The organism is Pantoea sp. 1.19 (assembly GCF_001922585.1).
Lineage (GTDB): Bacteria > Pseudomonadota > Gammaproteobacteria > Enterobacterales > Enterobacteriaceae > 1-19.
The window spans coordinates 177,560-198,125 of the sequence record NZ_MRBS01000008.1; the positions used below are offsets into that span (position 1 = coordinate 177,560).

16 protein-coding genes and 1 pseudogene are annotated in these 20,566 nt (G+C 62.7%); 12 read left to right on the top strand and 5 right to left on the bottom strand.

From position 1 onward, the window contains the following. The first annotated feature begins 8 nt into the window (after positions 1-8). A complete protein-coding gene (locus BS626_RS14995) occupies positions 9-1,217 on the top strand; it encodes a hypothetical protein (RefSeq protein ID WP_083615978.1) in 1,209 nt (402 codons plus the stop codon). Position 1,218: 1 nt separating this feature from the next. Here the strand turns inward: BS626_RS14995 and BS626_RS15000 are convergent, their stop codons facing one another. After that, on the bottom strand, positions 1,219-2,007 hold the full coding sequence (locus BS626_RS15000; protein ID WP_075183239.1) for an IclR family transcriptional regulator C-terminal domain-containing protein: 789 nt from the start codon (positions 2,005-2,007) through the stop codon (positions 1,219-1,221). Positions 2,008-2,212: 205 nt separating this feature from the next. On the opposite strand from BS626_RS15000, the gene BS626_RS15005 reads away from it, so the two are divergent. The 6 genes and pseudogenes from BS626_RS15005 to pcaC all read left to right on the top strand — a co-directional run bounded on the left by BS626_RS15005 (position 2,213) and on the right by pcaC (position 7,277). Continuing rightward, complete coding sequence (locus BS626_RS15005) at positions 2,213-2,902, top strand: 3-oxoacid CoA-transferase subunit A (protein ID WP_075183183.1); 690 nt, start codon at positions 2,213-2,215, stop codon at positions 2,900-2,902. A 10-nt stretch (positions 2,903-2,912) separates the two neighbouring features. Beyond that, positions 2,913-3,569 carry a 3-oxoacid CoA-transferase subunit B gene (locus BS626_RS15010; protein WP_075183184.1) on the top strand — a complete coding sequence of 219 codons (657 nt, stop codon included), beginning with the start codon at positions 2,913-2,915 and terminating at the stop codon, positions 3,567-3,569. Positions 3,570-3,579: 10 nt separating this feature from the next. Continuing rightward, positions 3,580-4,782: a 3-oxoadipyl-CoA thiolase gene (pcaF, locus tag BS626_RS15015; RefSeq protein WP_075183185.1), complete on the top strand. Its 1,203-nt coding sequence runs from the start codon at positions 3,580-3,582 to the stop codon at positions 4,780-4,782. Between the two features lie 3 nt (positions 4,783-4,785). Beyond that, complete coding sequence (locus BS626_RS15020; RefSeq protein WP_075183186.1) at positions 4,786-6,129, top strand: 3-carboxy-cis,cis-muconate cycloisomerase; 1,344 nt, start codon at positions 4,786-4,788, stop codon at positions 6,127-6,129. Then, positions 6,126-6,881, top strand: a pseudogene (gene pcaD / locus BS626_RS18915) (3-oxoadipate enol-lactonase); the annotation flags it as partial. The gene BS626_RS15020 and the pseudogene pcaD, both read left to right, overlap by 4 nt. Continuing rightward, a complete protein-coding gene (pcaC, locus tag BS626_RS18920) occupies positions 6,882-7,277 on the top strand; it encodes a 4-carboxymuconolactone decarboxylase (protein ID WP_240494325.1) in 396 nt (131 codons plus the stop codon). Between the two features lie 121 nt (positions 7,278-7,398). Here pcaC and BS626_RS15030 read toward each other — a convergent pair whose 3' ends face one another. The 3 genes from BS626_RS15030 to pcaH are packed head-to-tail and all read right to left on the bottom strand — an operon-like array spanning position 7,399 to position 9,743. After that, a complete protein-coding gene (locus BS626_RS15030; protein WP_075183188.1) occupies positions 7,399-8,325 on the bottom strand; it encodes a LysR substrate-binding domain-containing protein in 927 nt (308 codons plus the stop codon). Positions 8,326-8,385: 60 nt separating this feature from the next. Next, on the bottom strand, positions 8,386-9,006 hold the full coding sequence (gene pcaG, locus BS626_RS15035) for a protocatechuate 3,4-dioxygenase subunit alpha (protein ID WP_075183189.1): 621 nt from the start codon (positions 9,004-9,006) through the stop codon (positions 8,386-8,388). After that, positions 9,006-9,743, bottom strand: a complete 738-nt coding sequence (gene pcaH, locus BS626_RS15040) for a protocatechuate 3,4-dioxygenase subunit beta (protein WP_075183190.1) — start codon at positions 9,741-9,743, stop codon at positions 9,006-9,008. Before pcaH ends, pcaG begins: the two co-directional genes overlap by 1 nt. A gap of 229 nt (positions 9,744-9,972) precedes the next feature. Here pcaH and BS626_RS15045 point away from each other — a divergent pair, with 229 nt between their 5' ends. From BS626_RS15045 to BS626_RS15060, 4 genes are all read left to right on the top strand, one after another. Beyond that, the gene (locus tag BS626_RS15045) at positions 9,973-11,868 is read left to right on the top strand and encodes a bifunctional sugar phosphate isomerase/epimerase/4-hydroxyphenylpyruvate dioxygenase family protein (protein ID WP_075183191.1); all 1,896 of its coding nucleotides are present in this window, start codon (positions 9,973-9,975) and stop codon (positions 11,866-11,868) included. A gap of 267 nt (positions 11,869-12,135) precedes the next feature. Continuing rightward, entirely contained in the window at positions 12,136-13,512 is a 1,377-nt protein-coding gene (locus BS626_RS15050) for an aromatic acid/H+ symport family MFS transporter (RefSeq protein WP_075183192.1), read from the top strand. Positions 13,513-13,677: 165 nt separating this feature from the next. Next, positions 13,678-14,826 (top strand): glycerate kinase, encoded by a 1,149-nt coding sequence (locus tag BS626_RS15055; RefSeq protein ID WP_075183193.1) that lies wholly within the window; start codon positions 13,678-13,680, stop codon positions 14,824-14,826. A 309-nt stretch (positions 14,827-15,135) separates the two neighbouring features. Continuing rightward, a complete protein-coding gene (locus tag BS626_RS15060; RefSeq protein ID WP_075183194.1) occupies positions 15,136-16,362 on the top strand; it encodes an oxalate decarboxylase family bicupin in 1,227 nt (408 codons plus the stop codon). Here the strand turns inward: BS626_RS15060 and barA are convergent. Next, positions 16,359-19,094, bottom strand: a complete 2,736-nt coding sequence (barA, locus tag BS626_RS15065) for a two-component sensor histidine kinase BarA (RefSeq protein WP_075183195.1) — start codon at positions 19,092-19,094, stop codon at positions 16,359-16,361. The genes BS626_RS15060 and barA overlap by 4 nt on opposite strands. Positions 19,095-19,223: 129 nt before the next feature. Between barA and rlmD the strand changes: the two genes are divergently transcribed. Further along, positions 19,224-20,555, top strand: a complete 1,332-nt coding sequence (rlmD, locus tag BS626_RS15070; protein WP_075183196.1) for a 23S rRNA (uracil(1939)-C(5))-methyltransferase RlmD — start codon at positions 19,224-19,226, stop codon at positions 20,553-20,555. Positions 20,556-20,566 lie beyond the last annotated feature (11 nt).

The window sequence follows — 20,566 nt, forward strand, 5'->3', positions numbered from 1 at the left end:
AAGATGCCATGATGCTTGCGCGCCTGCGCCTGGGGTGGGTCCCCGTGCTGTTGTGCCTCACCGGATTCGTCCATGCCGGGGCGGCGCTCAACGACGAGCAGGATGATGTGGATGAATCGCAGCTGCTGACCGGCACGCTCGGCGATCGTCCGGTGGTGATGTCGCTGTCGCAGGACGAGGGCGATGAGGTCTATGGACGCTACTTTGCCCTGGCGGACCGTCGGGATGTTGCGCTGGAAGGCACGCTGAAAGGCACAACGCTGACGCTGCGCGAAGGGCCGGAGAGCCGGACTGGCCGTCCGCTGATTACGCTGAAAGCCACCGATGAAGGCTGGGAGGGAAGCTGGCGTGACCGGCAGGGTACCACCCGAGCGCTGCGGCTGATCACCAGCGCACCGCCGCCGGCCGCCGGCGATGATGCCTGGTGGCAGCGGCTGCGCGAGCGTCACCCGTATGATTATCTGCGCATGCACGATGTGGCGCTGGTCGCGGATGAGACCCAGAGCTTCATGGGCTACTCACTGCAGTGGCTGCGCGACCCGATCTCCGGGCTGCGCATGTTTCAGGTCGTCTCCGGCTATCCGGCGGAGCGTCAGGCGCAGATCAACAGCCTGCTGCGGGCGCGGTTGTATAACGAAGTGATCAGCTACCACGAATGTCTGGTCAGCGACCGCTTTGAAGGCGGCGAGTTTGAGCAGCAGGTTGAGCCAAAACTGCTGACTGCCAGCCTGCTCAGCGCCGATATCTTCACCAGCTACGACTGCGGCGGCGCCCACCCGGATTTTGGTAGCTCGCCGATTAACCTCGATGTGACCCGCTTGCGTACGCTTGGCCTGGAAGATCTGCTGTGGATCGGCAGCGGTAAGCCGTTTCATTTCGTTGACGTCGACAGCCGCGGCGAGCGCATTGATTCGGGCGTCAGTTTTGACACCTTTTCTGACTACCGCATTCGCGTGTTTGCCCCCTGGCTGGTGGCAACGCTCAGCGCCGCCTGGCCGCAGGAGATGGATGCGCCGCAGGAGGAGAGCGAATGCGACTACCGTTCGGCAGCGATCTGGCAGTTCCCGTGCTGGTATTTGACCCCGCAGGGCATCTGGTTTGGTCCCGCCTTTCCCCGGGTACTGCGCGCCTGTGAGGGCCCGTCATGGTCGGTGGTGCCGTGGAACATCGTACGCCAGCACCCCGGTGGTTTGTCGCTCGACCTGCCGACGGATTAACTTAACCGAGCAGCAGTGAGATCTCATCCGCTGCCGCCTGCAGCTGCGGCAGATGCTGCTGGCGCAGGGCGTCGGCGGAGACCTGCCCGGCGTGTACGCCGACGTTCAGCGCAGCCACGATCCGCCCCTGTGGCGTTTTCAGCGGTACCGCCAGCGAACGCAGGCCAATTTCCAGCTCCTGATCGTTAATGGCATAGCCCTGCTGGCGAACCCGATTGAGCTCCTCGCGCAGCGCGCTGATGCTGACCAGCGTGTGGCTGGTATAGCGCAGCTGGGTCAGGCGGGCGAGATAGTCGTTAAGCGGCTCGCTGGCCAGCCCGCTGAGCAGCACCCGCCCCATTGAGGTGGTGCTGGCCGGCAGGCGACTGCCGATATGCAGATCGATGGTCATAATGCGCGAAGCCGATGCGCGGGCGATATAGAGAATGTCATCACCATCCAGCACCGCCATGGAGCAGGACTCATTCAGGGTCTGGCTCAGCTGGCGCAGTACCGGCTGTGCCGCGCTGGCCAGCGGCGTAGCCGCGAGCCAGTTATGCCCCAGCGAGAGGACCCGCGGGCGCAGTTCATAATTTTTACCATCCTCCGCGTAAACAAAGCCCAGCTTACTCAGCGTATACAGGCAGCGCCGCACTGCGGCGCGCGGGATCCCGGTGCGCTGGCTGATTTGCGAGACCGACATCAGGCGGCGCTGCGGCGTAAATGCCTGCAGCACCTCCAGCCCGCGCGCCAGTGATGCCATAAAATTAGGATCGCCTTTCCACGGATCGGGGTTCCCGCCCGCAGCCATCTGTTCGTTCGTCACGTATTTACTCCCGTTATCCAACCGATTGCGATTGCCCGTGCGCAGGATCACACCGCGCGCGGTTAATCATGACTCGACCGATAATCGCACACTATTTCGATTATCGGTATTGTTTGCGGCGCGTCGGCGATCTACTTTTTGGGCAGACCGCAACCCACTCCGGTATCAGGCCGGGCGAAAGGAGTAGCACATGATCGATAAAAGTGTCGCCACGCTGGCGGAGGCCGTGGCGATAATCCCCGACGGGGCCAGCGTGATGATCGGTGGATTTGGCCCGGCCGGGCAACCGCTGGAGCTAATAGACGCGCTGATCGCCCACGGCGCCCGCGGGCTGACGGTGATCAGTAACAATGCCGGTAACGGCGACAGCGGCCTTGCCGCGCTGCTGAAAGCGGGCCGCGTGCGCAAGATGATCTGCTCGTTTCCGCGCCAGGCGGATTCATGGGTGTTCGACGATCTCTACCGGCGCGGCGAGATTGTGCTGGAGCTGGTGCCGCAGGGCAATCTGGCCGCGCGAATGCAGGCCGCAGGCAGCGGCCTGGGCGGCATTTTTACCCCGACGGCATTCGGTACGCCGCTGGCCGAGGGGAAGGAGACGCGGACAATCGACGGCCGGCAATACGTATTTGAAACACCGCTGCGGGCCGATTTTGCACTGATTAAAGCCGATAAAGGCGATCGCTGGGGCAATCTGGTTTACCGCAAGGCGGCGCGCAATTTTGGTCCGGTGATGGCGATGGCCGCGGCGACCACTATTGCCCAGGTGGCCGGGCTGGTGCCGCTGGGGCAGCTCGATCCGGAGCACGTCATCACGCCGGGTATTTTCGTTCAGCGGCTGGTGGCCGTGGAGCATCCCGTTACCCTGTCAGTTACCGCCTGAGGAGGCCACGATGCAAAAATTAACCCGCGATCAGCTGGCCCAGCGCGTAGCACGCGACATTCCTGAAGGGGCTTACGTGAATCTGGGTATCGGTCTGCCCACTCGCATTGCTAATTACCTGCCGGCCGATAAAGAGATCTTTTTGCACAGTGAGAACGGCCTGCTGGGGATGGGTCCGGCTCCGGCACCAGAAGCCGCGGATCCGGAGCTGATCAACGCCGGGAAAGAGCTGGTCACGCTGCTGCCCGGCGGCTGCTTTTTTCACCACGGTGATTCCTTTGCCATGATGCGCGGGGGGCATCTCGATATTTGCGTGATGGGGGCCTATCAGGTCTCAGAAACAGGCGATCTGGCTAACTGGAGCACCGGCGCGGCGGACGCCATTCCGGCGGTCGGCGGCGCAATGGATCTGGCGATTGGCGCGCGCAAAGTCTACGTGATGATGGATTATCTGACGAAGCGGGGCGAGTGCAAGCTGGTCAGGCAGTGTAGCTATCCGCTAACCGGGCTCGGCTGCGTCAGCCGGATCTACAGCGATTTAGCGGTGATTGATATTACCCCTGAAGGGCCACGGGTGCTGGAGTGCTGCCCTGGGCTAACCTTTGCGGCGCTGCAGGCGTTAACGCCGGTGCGCTTACTGCAACCTGAACTGGCCACCAGCGCCTGAGGAGCCTCCCATGCAGCAGGCGTTTATTTGTGATGCCGTCCGTACCCCGTTTGGCCGCTACGGCGGTGCGCTCTCTTCCCTGCGCGCCGACGATTTAGCGGCGCTCCCGCTGCGCGCGCTGCTGGCGCGTCAGCCGCAGCTCAATGCGCAGGCGATCGACGATGTGATTTACGGCTGTGCCAACCAGGCCGGAGAAGATAACCGCAACGTAGCGCGCATGGCGCTGCTGCTGGCCGGTTTGCCGGAGAGCGTGCCTGGCACCACGCTGAATCGCCTGTGCGGCTCCGGGCTCGATGCCATCGGCATGGCCGCACGCGCCATTAAGTGCGGCGAGGCCCAACTGATGGTCGCTGGCGGCGTGGAAAGCATGTCGCGCGCGCCTTTCGTCACCGGCAAAGCCGAAAGCCCCTTCAGTCGCTCGCTGAATATGGAAGACACCACCATGGGCTGGCGCTTTATCAACCCGCAGATGCGCGCCCTGTACGGCGTGGAGAGCATGCCGGAAACGGCGGAAAACGTCGCGCGCGAGTTTAACATCAGCCGCGCCGATCAGGATGCCTTCGCGCTGCGTAGCCAGCAGCGCACCGCGCGCGCCCAGGAAATGGGGCTATTTGCGGATGAGCTGATGGCGCTGAGTCTTCCCCAGCGCAAAGGTGAGCCGCTGAGCGTGACCCGGGATGAACATCCGCGCAGTACCTCGCTGGCGGCGCTGGCCGGACTGAAAGGCGTGGTGCGCGCCGACGGAAGCGTCACGGCGGGCAACGCCTCCGGCATTAACGACGGTGCCTGCGCGCTGCTGCTGGCCAGTGAGACAGCGGCCATTCAGCACGGCTTGACCCCGCTGGTGCGGGTCGTGGCCATGGCCGCCTGCGGGGTGGCGCCGCGCATCATGGGTTACGGGCCGGTACCGGCGGTGCGCAAAGTGCTGGCGCAGAGCGGTTTGACGCTGGCGCAAATGGACGTGATCGAATTAAATGAAGCTTTTGCTGCCCAGGCGCTGGCGGTAATGCGCGCCCTTGGCTTACCGGACGACGCGGAGCAGGTTAACCCAAACGGCGGAGCCATTGCGCTGGGCCATCCGCTCGGTGCCTCCGGTGGCCGGCTGGCGATGACTGCCGCCAGACAGCTGCAGCGCACCGGTGGACGCTACGCGCTCTGTACCATGTGCGTCGGCGTGGGGCAGGGCATTGCACTGATTCTGGAACGGGTATAACGCATGTCACTTTACGGATCGTTGTTTATGGCCTCCCCGCTGGCCGCCTGTTTTAGCGATCGGGCGGTACTGCAGGGCATGCTGGATTTTGAAGCCGGGCTGGCTCGCGCTCAGGCGGCCTGCGGGCTGATCGACACAAACGCGGCCGCGGCAATTGGCCGCGGCTGTCGGGCAGAAAAGCTTGATGCCGCGGCGCTGGCGCAGGCTGCGGGGCTGGCGGGTAACCTCGCCATCCCGCTGGTTAAGCAACTGACGGCCGCGGTGGCAGCGGATTCGCCGTCCGCTGCGCGCTTTGTTCATTGGGGCGCAACCAGCCAGGACGCCATTGACAGCGGGCTGATTTTGCAGCTGCGGGCAGCGCTGGACCGTACCGCACCGCTGTTGAATTCGCTGATCGATGCGCTGATTGACCAGTGCCAGCGGCATAGGGAAACGCTGATGGTCGGCCGTACCTGGCTGCAGCACGCGCTGCCGGTGACCTTCGGACTGAAGCTTGCCGGTACGCTGGATGCGCTACTGCGCTTTCGCACGCGGTTAGGAGAGCTTCGCGCCCGCGTGCTGGTGCTGCAGTTTGGCGGTGCGGCGGGCACGCTGGCATCGCTGGGCGAGGCGGGCGCATCCGTTGAGCAGGCGCTGGCAGAGGCGCTGGATCTGCCACGCAGCGACACGCCGTGGCATGCTCAGCGCGATCGCCTGCTGGAGCTGGCGGGCTGGTATGCCGGGCTCACCGGTACGCTCGGCAAGCTGGCACGTGACATCTCTCTGCTGATGCAAACCGAGGTGGGCGAGGTGAGTGAGCCGCAGGCGGACGGGCGCGGCGGCTCCTCGACCATGCCCCACAAGCGTAATCCGGTACTGTGCGCCGCGATCCTTAGCGCAGCGAATCGCGTCCCGCCGCTAATGGCCGGCCTGTACGCCGGGATGATCCAGGAGCACGAACGGGCGCTGGGCGGCTGGCAGGCGGAGTGGCAGAGCCTGCCGCAGCTGATTGTGCTGAGCGGGGCCGCGCTGGCGCACGCCGCTGAGCTGATGGACGGGCTGGAAGTGCACGAGGCGGTGATGCGGCGTAATCTGAACCTGACACACGGGCTTATCATGGCGGAATCGGTGACGCTGGCGCTGGCGGCGGCGATGGGGCGTCAGGCGGCACACCAGCATATCGAACAGTGTTGTCAGCGCGCGCTGGCGGCGCAGCAAAGCCTGTTGACGGTGCTAATGGCAGATGCCACCGTGTCAGCACACCTGAGCCGCGAAGCGCTGGATGGATTACTCGATCCGGCGAACGCGCTCGGAAGTACCTCACGTTTTATTGATCAGGTATTAGCCGCTGCCGGGAGGGCATCATGACGCTTAACTATTTGCTGGAGGGGCCGGAGCAGGCCCCGGTGATTCTGTTCAGTAACTCTCTGGGCACCTCGCTGGCGATGTGGCAACCGCAGCGCGATGCGCTGATTGGCCGCTATCGTCTGTTGCGCTATGACGTGCCGGGGCACGGCGACTCCCCCGCCGAGGGCCAGCCCACCACGCTGGCAGATCTGGGACAAGCGGTGCTGACGCTGCTGGATACGTTACATATCGACCGGGTACATTTTTGTGGTATTTCAATGGGGGGGCTCACTGGGTTGTGGCTGGCGCGTTATCATCCCGAGCGTCTGCTGACTCTGACGATAGCCAACAGCGCCGCCAGAATCGGCAGCGCCGAGAGCTGGCGGCAGCGCGCCGCCGCGGTGCGCCAGTCCGGCATGGCCGCGGTGGTTGAGGGAAGCGCCGGGCGCTGGTTCACTTCGGCATTTCGTGAGCGATCGCCGGAAACGGTGCAGCGGCTGAGCGACCAGCTGGCCGCCTGCGATCCTGCCGCGTATGCCGCCTGCTGCGAAGCGCTGGCCGATGCCGATTTGCGCGAGGCGCTGGCGGAAATCAGCCTGCCGGTGCTGGTGATTGCCGGACGGGATGACCCGGTCACGACGCTGGCCGATGCGGAGGCTATCGTCACGCAGGTGCCGGGTGCCCGACTGGTGGTCCTGCCGGCCTCGCACCTGTCCAGCGTGGAGGTGTGGCTGGCCTTTAACCGCGCGCTGCAGCCGTTCCTTGATGCACAGCTGACGCAGGAACAGCGTTACCGGCAGGGAATGACGGTACGCAGAGCGGTACTGGGTGCGCCGCACGTAGACCGCACGCTGGAAACGCTGTCACCGCTGAATGAGGAGTTTCAGCATTTTATAACCCGCTACGCGTGGGGTGAGGTTTGGACACGTCCCGGGCTGTCGCGACACACCCGCAGCCTGGTCACGATAGCGATGCTGATTGCCCTCAACCGCGAGGCGGAGTTGAAAATGCACCTGAACGCAGCGGTCAACAACGGCGTGACCCGCGATGAAATCAAGGAACTGCTGATGCACGCTTCGCTGTATTGTGGGCTGCCGGCGGCCAATGCCGCATTTCACCTCGCGCAGACCGTGTTTGAGGAGCAGGATCGCGCCGCGCCGGCGCGATAGCATAATATGGCGTAGCCGCGGCGCCGGACGGCGATCGTCCACTGCGGCTCCGGCGGCGGCCAGTGCCACATTTCCCCTCGCGCAGTCCGCGTGTGAGGAGCAGGCTCGCGCCGCGCCGGCGCTATAGCGGAACATCGCTTATCCGCTGGCGCAGGGCGGCCATCAGCCACTGCTGCTCTGGCGGCGATGGCTGCTGCCGGGTAAGGATCCCCACCGCTTCCGCCATCCCCTGTCCGGGCAGCGGCAGCGCGCGCAGCCGGTGGCCGGTAAGATCGTCGCGCACTGCGCCATAGGGCACCAGCCAGACATAGTTGTGGCGCAGCGTTAGCCGACGCGCCAACCCGGTACAAAGCGTTTCCACCGCGCCCTGCGGCAGCTTCAGCCCATGACTGGCAATCAGGGTTTCCGCATTGTGACGCGGCACTGTGCCGCGCGGCGAGAGGATCAGCGGCCAGTTGAGCGCTTCCGCCAGGCTGACGCCGGCGTGCAGCAGCGGATGCTGAGGCGCTACTACCAGCCGCAGGGTCTCTTGATACAGCAGTTCAAAATGCAGGCCATCCATCCGCGATGGCTCGGCCATGCGACCTACGCCCAGCGCCATCTGCCCGCTGCGCACCGCCCTGATTAGCGCATCATTCGCCAGCGTCGTAACCTGAATTCGCCATCCCGGTCGCTGCTGTTGCACCTCTGCTAACACCGGTGCGATCACGCTCAGCATGGCGGTCGGCAGAGCGCCAATATGCAGCGGCGCAGCGCGACTATCGCGTCCGCAGATCGCCTGTTCGACGCCGCCCAGCGCGTCGAGAATGCGCAGGGCATCGTAAAGAAAAGAGCGCCCCCGGGCGGTCAGTTCGGTGCCCTGGCGGCCGCGCAGCAGCAGCGTGATACCGGTTAGCTGCTCCAGTTCGTTGAGGGTTTTTGATAGCGCGGGTTGAGTGATGCCGAGCTGCAGCGCGGCGCGCCCCAGCGAGCCCTGCTGCGCAGTGGCGACAAAGGCATGCAGGTGACGCAGTCGCACGCGCTGGCTGAAGAGGGAGTTCATATCCATAGCTCATGCTAGGGATTTGCCGCCTCAGCGGCAAGGTGGCGGCCGTGACGCCGCGCACGATTAGAGATCAAAAAAGACCGTTTCGCGTTCGCCCTGCAGAAAGATATCGAAGCGGTAGACGATCTCGCCCTCGCGCTGCTCGCGGGTAGCCAGCAGGGTCTCGCGCCGCTTCTCCCATTCAATCAGATTCAGCACCGGATCGCGGGCGTTGGCGGCCTGCTCATCCGCAAAATAGAGGCGGGTGTTCAGGCCGATATTGATGCCGCGCGCCACGATCCACAAATTGAGGTGCGGCGCCATTGGCCGGCCATCGCGGCCGGTGACGCTGCCGGGTTTGATGGTATCGAAGTACCACAGTCCGGTATCGAAGTCCGAGCAGGTGCGTCCCCAGCCGCGAAACGCCGGATCCAGTGGTTTATCGTGCTGGCGGTCGGCCGGATGATCATAGCGGCCGGCGGCGTTGGCTTGCCACACCTCAATCAGCACGTCGCGCACCGGCGTCCCGGATCCATCGTAGACGTGGCCCTCCACGCGGATGCGTTCGCCGCGCGTCTGCGGCTGGGTGAGGTCGTGACCAAAATGCTGCTCAAAGATTGCAAATCCCGCCGCGTGCGGCGCGAGGCCAATATGCACGTACGGACCGGCGGTTTGCGAAGCGGTTTCGGGCAGGTACTCTTTCATCAGGCGGCTCCCTGCGTGCGGTTTTCAAACCAGGTGGCGCGGTGGCCGCGCAGCACCAGATCAAAGCGGTAAGCGAGACTGTCCAGCGGCACTGCCGCATGGGTATCCAGCTCGGCAATCAGCGTGCGTATCGCCGCCTCGCTGCCGACGGACTGTACGATCGGACAGCGGCTGATCAGCGGATCCCCCTCAAAGTACATCTGCGTGATCAACCGTTGACCGAAAGCCTCACCGGAGAGCGAAAAATGAATATGCGCCGGTCGCCAGTCGCTAACCTGATTACGCCAGGGATAGGGGCCGGGTTTGATGGTACGAAAGCAGTAATAGCCGCTGTCATCGGTCAGCACCCGACCACAGCCGCCAAAATTGGGATCGATCGGCGCCAGATACTGATCTTTCTTATGGCGGTAGCGACCCCCGGCATTAGCCTGCCACACCTCAACCAGTGCATTACGCAGCGGCTGGCCGAAGGCATCGCGCACGTAGCCATGCACAATAATCCGTTCGCCAATCGGCAGCCCCTCTTTGGCATAGTTAAGGATCAGGTCGCTGTCGCGCGGGCCGATTTCCCGCTGGCTAAATACCGGCGCGGTAATTTCAGACAGAGAGTTTTGCAGTGAGATCAGCGCATTGCGTGGCGAACGCAGCACGCTGGTTTTATACAGCGGCGCGAGAGCCGGCGGGTGATGACGGTAGTCACGGTGGACCAGTTCGCGGGCGGGCCAGTCGGTCTTCATCCGGGCATCCTTATGATTATCAGGGGGACAGAGAGGCGAGTGTAAGAAGCGAAAGATGTAAAAGAAAAGTGAAAAAATGCCGCTCCGGTCATAACCAAAATTCATGTCCAATCGCACATTGACGAATTGTTCCGTTTGGTACATAACACAGACAATCTCCGTCGGCAGACCGCCTCATCGCCGACTGGCCGCTTCAGGGTCAGCCGCTGACCCCTTTCAGGAGGCACGAATGAAACGTTCCATTGCGACGGTCTCGGTATCGGGATCGCTACCGGAAAAGCTGCGGGCGATCGCTGCCGCCGGCTTTGATGGCGTCGAAATTTTTGATAACGATCTGGTGTATTATCCCGGTTCGCCCGCGGAGATCCGCCAGCTTTGTGCGGATCTGGGGCTGGAGATATATCTGTTTCAGCCGTTCCGGGATTTTGAGGGCGGCCCGCGGGATAAGCTGGCGCAGCAGCTCGCGCGCGCGGCGCGCAAATTCGAGGTGATGCAGCAGCTGGGCTGTCATCGCATGCTGGTATGCAGCAACGTGTCGCCGGACTGCAGCGCGGATTTCGCTACCCAGGTGAGCGATCTGCGCGCGCTCGCCGAGCTGGCGGACGATTATGGCATTACTTTGGGTTATGAGGCACTGGCCTGGGGCCGGCACGTCAGTCTGTGGCGTGACGCCTGGGCACGGGTGGCGGCCGTTGACCACCCGGCGCTGGGCATTATTCTCGACAGCTTTCATATCCTGTCGCGCGGCGATACCCTTGACGGCCTGGATCAGGTACCGGTGGAGAAAATTGTGTTTGTGCAGCTGGCGGATGCGCCGCTGCTGAAGATGGATGTGCTCGCCTGGAGCCGCCATTTCCGCTGTTTTCCTGGTCAGGGCGAGCTGGCGCTGACGCCATTTATGACCCAGCTTTCCGCCCATGGCTATCGTGATGCCTGGTCACTGGAAATTTTCAACGATGGCTTTCGCGCCTCGCCGGTCGTCCCCACCGCACAGGACGGTTACCGCTCGCTACTGTGGCTGGAAGAACAGACCCGCGACTGGCTGACGCGGCAAACGCTGCTGCCTCCCGCGCTGGCCGCGCTGGCCGACGAAGCGCTGTTCCATTCAGCACCGCTGCCGCCGCTGCAGGCGCTGGAGTTTATCGAGTTTGCCGTCAGCGATAACGACGCGCTGGCGCTCGGCCAGTGGCTGACGCAGCTCGGGCTGGTCCACGCGGGCGATCACCGCTCTAAGCAGGTGTCGCTGTATCGCAACGGCAAAGTGAACGTGATCCTGAATGCGCAGCCGGAAAGCCAGGCCAGCGGCTACTATCACCGGCACGGTATTTCGCTGTGCGCCGTGGCCTGGCGAGTGTGCGGCGTGGCAAAGCTGCTGCAGCGCGCGGGCGATTATGGCTACGCGACCTGGCAGGGCGACACCGGGCCCAATGAGCGGCAGATCCCGGCGCTGTGTGCGCCGGATGGCAGCCTGATCTATCTGGTGGAAGCGGATGATGTCCCGCAGCAGGATATCTACCACAGCGATTTTATTCTGACGCACCTGGGCGCGCCGCAGCCAGCAATGCAGGATATTGATCACCTGGCGATCGCCCTGCCGGATGATGCGCGCGATAACTGGGTCATGTTTCTGCGAAGCGTACCGGGATTTGTTCAGGATAGCGAATGGGAGCTGCCCGATCCGCTCGGACTGGTGCGCAGCCGGGTACTACGCAGCCCCAACGACGCCATTCGCCTGCCGCTGAATATCTCGGTCAGCCGCGAAACGCAAATCGCGCGGGCGCTCAGCACCTACCAGGGATCGGGGCTGCAGCACGTGGCCTTTGGCTGCGACGATTTGCTCAGTGCGGTGAAGGCCGCGCGTGAACGCGGGCTGAAAACCCTGCGCATACCGGAAAACTACTATCAGGATCTGCTGGCGCGCTTCGATCTCGATCCCGATTTTGTCGCCCGGCTGCAGCAGCTGGACGTGTTGTACGATCGCGATGAGCGCGGCGGTGAGTTTCTGCACGTCTATACCCGGCCCTATGAAAAGGGGCGCTTCTTTTTCGAGCTGGTTGAGCGGCGCGGCGGCTACCGCGGGCTCGGGGCGGCTAACGCGCCGGTGCGGCTGGCTGCGATGCGCTAACCGCGCGGCACAACGCGGGCGGAGCGGAGCCATCCGCCCGCCATCCTGTTGAAAAGGCTCATGATCGCGGTCACACTCCTTTCGCCGGCCATTCCCCGCCGGCAGATAAAAAATCTCTTTTGCTAACAGTTTGTTAACCCTTGCCGGACGTGCATTGGTGCGCAAAATTGTCCGATAAACGCACGTTTTTTCGATTATCGCCGTTTATTGCTGACGACCGGCCTGCTTATAGTGACGCCACTGCATAATGTTCACCGGAGAGTCGCCATGGCGGAAAGCAAAGCAATTGATGTGCGGGCGCTGATCGACAGTCGCCCACTGGGAAGGTGGCAGAAGTGGGTGGTGCTGTTTGGTTTTTGCATTATCGCGCTGGATGGCTTCGATATCGCCATTATGGGCTTTATTGCCCCGGAGCTGAAAGCCGACTGGGGAATCAGCAACCGCGAGCTGGGGCTGGTGATCAGCGCGGCGCTGATCGGCCTGGCGCTGGGGGCGATGCTCTCCGGGCCGCTGTCGGACTGGCTGGGACGCAAAGTGGTGATTGTGAACAGCGTCTTCTTTTTTGGTGCCTGGACGCTGGCCACCGCTTTCTCACAGAATATGGAACAGATGATCCTGTTTCGCTTTCTTACCGGCCTTGGGCTGGGCGCCGCGATGCCCAACGTCGGCACGCTGGTCGCCGAGTTTGCACCGGCCCGGCGACGGGCGTTTTTAATTACCGTCGTGTTCTGTGGCTTCACCTTTGGTGCCGCACTGGGCGGCTTTGCTGCCTCCTGGCTGATGCCGCACTTTGGCTGGCACGCGGTGCTGCTGCTCGGCGGTATTCTGCCGATATTGTTTGTGCCGCTGCTGCTGTGGGCGCTGCCAGAATCGGTCTGCTTTCTGGTGGTTAGGCGCGCCGCCAGCGATAAAATTCACCGTATTCTGGCAAAGCTGGCGCCGGACCTCGATCTGCATAACGCCACGGTGGTGTTGCCGCCGGCCGGGCAGGCGATCGCTCATCCGGTCAGGGTGGTGCTGAATGCGCAATATCGCTTTGGCAGCCTGATGCTGTGGGGGGCTTATTTTACCGCGCTGTTTCTGTTTTATACCCTCGGCAGCTGGCTGCCGCTGTTGATCAAAGATAACGGCTTCGATGTGACCCAGGCGGCGATCATCACCGCGCTGTTCCAGGCAGGTGGCACTGCCGGATCGCTATTTTCTGGCTGGCTGATGGACCGTATGGAGCCGCACCGCGCGCTGGCGCTGATCTACGGCGGTGGCGCGCTGTTCACCGCCGGCATGGGAGTGACCATCGGCCATCCGCTGCTGCTGGGCGGCTGCGCCATGATGATCGGCTTCTGCATCGGCGGCGCCAATACCGGTATGAACGCGCTGTCGGCCAGCTTTTATCCGACGGAGGCGCGTGCGACCGGCTCCAGCTGGATGCACGGGATTGGCCGTATCGGTGCCATCCTCAGCGCGCTGGCCGGCGCTGAAATGCTGGCGCTGGGCTGGCGCTTCACGACCATCTTTGCCGTGTTGGCGATCCCGGCGCTGCTGACGGTGGCCATGATCGTTGCCAAAGGGCACCGTCAGCGTCGCCGGAGCGCGGAAAGGCTGCGCGGCGGCAGATGGTGCGTGAGTCCCGAAAAGCTGGGGTAGCGCTGAACGGCAAAGGGGGCATGCTGGCTGGCACCGGCGCGCTGAGCCGCTATGCTAGATCGCAACGCAGCGCACCGCCGGTGCGCTGCGTGGTATCGTCGGCGCTCTGCGGCGCCGAAACGCAGATTTCGCTGGTCTCGCCAGCGCCTGGCACAGAGAAACCCGATGAAAATTGTGATCGCCCCCGACTCTTATAAAGAGAGCTTATCCGCTATGCAGGTTGCCAGCGCCATTGAGGCTGGCTTTCGCGACATTTTTCCCGATGCTCACTATGTCAAAATCCCGCTGGCCGACGGCGGTGAGGGTACGGTCGACGCGATGATTGCGGCAACCGGCGGCCGCCGCGTTACGCTGACGGTAACCGGTCCGCTTGGCGAACCGGTGAATGCTTTTTATGGCCTCTCGGGCGATAACGCCTGCGCCTTTATTGAAATGGCCGCCGCCAGCGGGCTGGAGCAGGTTGCGCCGGCGCGGCGCGATCCGCTGCGGGCCACCTCCTGGGGGACCGGCGAGCTGATTCGCGATGCGCTGGATAACGGCGTGGGTCAGATCATCATCGGCATCGGCGGCAGCGCCACCAATGACGGCGGTGCCGGCATGGTGCAGGCCCTTGGAGCGCGGCTGCTGGATGCGGCAGGACGGCCCCTCGCTCCCGGCGGCGCGGCGCTGGCGCAGCTGGATCGGATCGATCTGAGCGAATTCGACCCGCGCGTACGGCGCTGCCGCATTGAGGTGGCCTGCGATGTCAGCCATCCGCTGACCGGCGAGCAGGGGGCGTCGGCGGTGTTTGGCCCGCAGAAAGGCGCCACGCCGGCGCAGGTCAGCCAGCTGGATGCGGCGCTCACCCACTATGCAGCAGTGATTCAGCGCGATCTGGCGACGTCGGTGCTGGAGGTGCCCGGCGGGGGAGCCGCCGGTGGGATGGGCGCCGGACTGTATGCGTTTTGCGCAGCCGAACTGCGCCGCGGCATTGATATAGTCACCGAGGCGCTGGGGCTGGCGTCGCAGCTGGCGAAGGCGGATCTGGTGATCACCGGCGAGGGACGCATAGACAGTCAAAGTGTCCACGGTAAAGTACCGGTGGGCGTGGCGCAGCTGGCGAAGCAGCACGGTAAGCCGGTAATTGGCATTGCCGGTAGCCTGAGCGCCGATGTTGGCGTGGTCCATCAGCACGGGCTGGATGCGGTGTTTAGCGTGCTATACCGCATTTGCAGCCTGGAGGAGGCGCTGGAGAGCGCCACCGAGAACCTGCGCCTGAGCGCCCGCAATATCGCCGCCGCGCTGGCGATTGGCAGGCGGTTACCGGGCGGCTGACCGACGCCTGGCGGTAAGGAAATGTGTCAGGCCATCGCGCTGCGACCATCGACGCCGTTGCTGCATCTTAGGCAAGCGGTGCGCTCGGAGGACGAGAAATGTTATCAGTCTCAACGTGACCTCAACCAAAGCGGGCGATCGCACCGGTTCCTCCATCCGGATAAGATGAATGATAAAAAATATTGATGTGAATCTGCTTACATAATCGCGGCAGACGCGGCTCCATCGTCGGGCTGCGGCGCATTATGGTGAAGGTGTCCTGATGTCAGGATCCCCGCGCTGCGGGAAATCCCTCTACAAGGAGCCGTTATGCATTCACTCTCTCGCCGCCACTTCATGGCTTTCGCCGCCGGAGGCACCGTCGCGCTGGCCGCTGGCCGCGTTCACGCGCACGATGCTACCGTGCAGGCCCATCCGTATCCGACGCGCGGCGGCAGCGATCCCGGCCCACGCGATCCCATTCGCGAACGGGAAAATCCCGATCTGGTGAATCCGCCGCCAACCGACAGCGGTACGTTACCTAACTTGCGCTTCTCCTTTAGCGATGCTCACGTGCGCAAAGGAACCGGCGGCTGGACGCGACAGGTGACGCAGCGCGAACTGGGGGTGTCCACGACCATTGCCGGCGTGGACATGCGCCTCAACGCCGGCGGTATTCGCGAGCTACACTGGCACAAGGAGGGCGAGTGGTCCTATATGCTGTATGGTAAAGCGCGTATCACGGCGCTGGACGCCGATGGCGGCTGGTTTATTGACGACGTCGGCGTCGGCGATCTGTGGTACTTCCCACCCGGCGTGCCGCACTCCATTCAGGGGCTGGGACCCGACGGCTGCGAGTTTTTACTGGCGTTTGATGACGGCAATTTTGATGAAGACAGCACCTTTTTGCTCAGCGACTGGTTTAAGCATCTGCCGCCGGAGATTTTGGCGAAGAACTTTGGCGTCCCCGCTGCGACCTTTGCCACACTGCCCGCGCCGGAAGAGGAGTATATTTTTGCCGGAAACGTGCCCGGCGCGCTGGCGGCGGACGCGATCCGCGGTGGCAAAAAATCGGCGCGGGTGTTTAGCCACCGGATGATGGCGCAGAAGCCGATTACGCTGGCCGGCGGTACGGTGCGCATCACCGACGCGTCAACCTTTCCCATTTCGAAAACCATTGCCGCTGCGTTGGTCGAGCTGCAGCCGGGGGCGATGCGTGAGCTGCACTGGCATCCGAACAATGATGAGTGGCAATACTACCTGGAAGGCGAGGGGCGGATGGGGGTGTTTGCCGCCTCGGGTCAGGCACGCACCTTTGATTACCGCGCCGGTGATGTCGGCTATGTGCCCTTTGCAATGGGGCACTATATCGAGAATACCGGCACTACGCCGCTGCGCTTTCTCGAACTGTTTAAAAGCGATCGCTATGCGGATATCTCGCTTAATCAGTGGCTGGCCAACACGCCGCCGGCGTTGGTTGAACAGCATCTGCACCTGGATCAGACCTTTATGCAGGCGCTGAACAAAACCAAAACGCCGATCGTGACGGGAGATTAGCGGATCTGTAAGCGCTCTGCCGCCAGCCGCGCAACGTTGGCCATCTCATCCAGCAGTTCGAACAGCTCCGGCTCAATATCCTGCAGCGTGTGACGGGCATCGAGCTGCTGCTCCAGCTGTAAACAGAGCTGTTTCAGGCGCGGCACGCCGCTATAGCTGGCGCTGCCGTGCAGTTTATGCAAAATTTGTCGCAGCGCCGGCAGCGTATTCTGCTGCATGCAGGTCTCCACCTTCTGCTGCACTTCCGGCAGAAAATCCACCAGCATTTGCAGCATATCACGCGCCAGATCCGGCTTATTGGCCGCCTGCTGCAGCGCAAGGTTCCAGTCCAGTGACGGCGCCACCGCTGGCATCAGCCAGGCGGGCGGCGGCGAGCCGCTGCTGAGCCCGACCGGCGCATAGCGCGCCAGCAGCTTCAGCAACTTGTCTTCGTCGATCGGTTTAGCCAGATAGTCGTTCATCCCGGCCTGAAACAGTTTTTGCCGCTCCCCGTCCAGCGCGTGCGCGGTCACGGCGACGATCGGGGTGGTGGCGTGGTGCGGCAGCTGGCGAATCCGCTGGCTGGCCTGCAGGCCGTCGATACCGGGCATCTGGATATCCATCAGAATAATGTCCAGCGGGCCGCTGGCCGCCGCGGTAATCGCCTGCTCACCGCCGTCGCACAGCACGATCGTCTCCACCAGCTCCTCCAGCAGCGCTCCGATCAGCTTCAGGTTGGCGGGATTATCGTCCACCGCCATCACCGTCAGGGGCAGGCGCGCGCGCGCCGGCTGCTGCTCGTGGCGGCAGTGTTTATCCAGCAGGATCGGCAGCAGGCGAGTCAGGGTCACCGGCTTCAGCAGGCAGGCATCGATACCGTGAGACTGGAGAAATTCGGTGTGCAGCTGCATCTGGCTCGGCAGCCCCAGCAGGGTCATGGCCGCCACCTGGCGCAGTTTTTCCGGCAGATCCGCGGTCAGCACGTCACAGTCGTCGCTGACCGGCAGGCCCATCAGTACGATGTCGTAGTGTGCGGCGCTGAGCGCGGCAAGGTCAGGCTGCCACTCTACCTGCAGCGGCGTAGCCGACAGCAGCAGTCGGGTGGCTTCGGCCACCGGCAGATCGGGCTCAATATAGGCCAGCGTTTTGTGTTGCAGGCAGCGCAATGCCTGTGGATCGCTGGTGGCATTCGGATTCAGCTCGAGGCTGATATGGAACCAGAAGGTTGAACCGGCATGGGGGCGGCTGTGGAACGAAATATCACCGCCCATTTCATTCACCAGCCGCTGGGTGATCACCAGCCCCAGACCGGTGCCGCCGTGGCGGCGGGAAATGCTGGCGTCGGCCTGACGAAAGGCCTGGAACAGCTGTGATTGCTGTTTTTCCGAAATACCAATGCCGCTGTCGCGGATCTGCATCTCAATTTCCACTTTATTCAGGCTGATGGCGCGTTTTTCCACGTACAGCGCAATCTGTCCCTGTTCGGTAAACTTGATAGCATTACCGAGCAGGTTGGTCAAAATCTGCTGCAGGCGCAGCGGATCGCCAATCACGTTATCCGGTACGTCAGGCTGCATCGCCAGCGTCAGCTCCAGCCCTTTTTCGTGTGCCGACTGGGCCAGCAGGACAATCACTTCATCCAGCGTGGCGCGCAGCGGGAACGGAATGCTCTCCAGCACCAGTCGTCCCGCCTCCAGCTTTGAGAAGTCCAGTACGTCGTTGATGATGCTCAGCAAATTATTCGCCGAGCGCTCAATGGTGTTCAGGTAGTCACGCTGGGTGGCCGAAAGCGGCGTTTTCAGCGTTTGCCGGGTGAAGCCAATCACGCCGTTGAGCGGGGTGCGCAGTTCGTGCGACATGTTGGCAAGGAATTCTGATTTAATGCGTGCCGCTTCCTGGGCGCGCTTTTTGGCCAGGTCCAGTTCAACGTTCTGGATCTCCATCTGCTCCAGCGTTTCCCGCAGATCGAAGGTGGCCTGATCGATATTCTGCTGCATCTCTTCGTGATAGGCGGTGAGCGACATTGCCATCGCGTTAATGCCGTTTTTCAACATATCCAGTTCGCCCAGCATGTGCCCCTCCACCCGGCTGTCGAGCTGGCCGCGACGAATGCGATCCACGGTGCTGACCATGTTGCGGATTGGCGCGGTCACGTCGCGCATCAGGCGATACGCAAACAGCATGGCGATACTCAGGCACAGCAGCAGCAGCAGGGTGGAGATAAACACCTCTTTGTACTGCTGCAGGCGAACAGATTGCAGGTCCAATTCGATGGCCACGTAACCGAGTGGGTTACCGTCGGGCTTGGCTTCTTCCAGCGCCGACTCGTCGGAAAACCAGGTTTCGGAGAGTATGGGCGTGCGTAAGATCAGTACGTTGCCGTGGCGCTCCTGCGTCAGTTGGGTCGGTATGTCGCTGGCCGGTGCGCGCAGCAGGGCCAGATTTTGTTGGCTGTTGGAGGTGACAAACAGCCGGTTTTGATTATCGAACACGCTAATAGCCCGCACGATTTGCGAGTGGCGACGGTGCAGCAGGCTCACCAGCTGTCGAACCGACTCCCGACGATGGAAGGTCAGCCCGTACTCGCTGGCAACCGCCAGCGGTTCGATGATATTCGCGCCGGCATCCATCACCTGCCGCTGCAGTTCCGTATAGCGGTGGACGACAAAAAACGTACTCAGCAGCAGCCCAATCATCAGGGTGGGTGCCAGAATCAAGATCATCATGCGTGCCCGCAGGCTATATGTGGTCATAATATTCCATTAGTGGCCAACCGCATTACGGCAAGGGTGCACCGGAAAGGCGGCAAAGCCAGTCGAATTCCCGCTGCCCCTCATGTAGGCTATGCGCGATTTTATCCACTTCCGAGATGTAACGACATTATGGCGCAATTTTACTCTGCAAAGCGGCGCGTGACGAGCCGGCAACCGGTGACAGTCACCATCGAGAGTCTGGACCCCTTTGGGCAGGGCGTGGCGCGCCATCATGGCAAAACGCTGTTCGTGCGCGGTGCGCTGCCGGGCGAGCAGGTAGAGGTGACGCTGGAAGAGGATAAGCGTCAGTTTGCTCGCGGCAAGGCGTCACGCATTCTGCTGGCCTCTGACCAGCGGGTCACGCCGCGCTGCCCGCACTTTGGCCGCTGCGGCGGCTGTCAGCAACAGCATGCCGCCCCGACGCTGCAACAGCATAGCAAAACCACCGCGCTGGCGCGCCTGTTATCCCGGGAAACCGGGCAGCCGATCGCTGCCGCCGACATCGCGCTGCTGGCGGGCGATCCCTGGGGGTACCGGCGCCGCGCGCGCTTATCGCTGAGCTGGAACAGCGCGCAGCAGCGGCTGGAGATGGGGTTTCGCCGTGAAGGCAGTCACGAACTGGTGACGATCGATCGCTGCCCCGTATTGATGCCCTCGCTTGATGCGCTACTGGTGCCGCTGCGCCACTGTCTGAACTCGCTGGCCGGCCTGCGCCAGCTGGGTCACGTCGAACTGGTACAGGCCGACAGCGGGCCGCTGCTGGTGCTGCGCCATCTGGCTGCCCTCAGCGTCGACGATCGGCAAAAACTGGAACGCTTTTCGCATCAGCATCGACTGGCACTGTTCCTTTCCGCGCAGAGTGATAGCCTTGAACAGGTGTGCGGTGAACGGCCCTGGTACCGCGTAGGCGGGGTGCGTCTTAATTTTAGCCCGCGCGACTTTATTCAGGTGAACCGCGAGGTGAATGCACTGATGGTCGACCAGGCCATACGCTGGCTGGATCTGCAGCCGGAAGACCGGGTGCTGGACCTGTTTTGCGGTATGGGAAATTTTACATTGCCAATCGGAAATCTCGCGCAGAATGTTACAGGCGTGGAAGGTGTTGCAGCATTAGTGGAGATGGGCAGGTATAATGCTCTCCAGAATAATCTGCAAAACGTGACGTTCTGGCACGAAAACCTTGACGCCGACGTGACGACGCAGCCTTGGGCTGCGCAGGGATTTACGAAAGTATTACTCGACCCGGCGCGCGCAGGCGCGGCGGGCGTGATGCAGCAGATTGTCCGGCTGAATCCGACCAGCGTGGTCTATGTTTCCTGTAATGCCGCCACGCTGGCGCGGGACAGCCGAACACTGCTTCAGGCCGGTTATCATCTCGATCGGGTGGCGATGCTGGATATGTTCCCGCATACCGGTCACCTTGAGTCGATGGTGCGGTTTAACCGGCACGATACGCGCTGATGGCGCGGTAT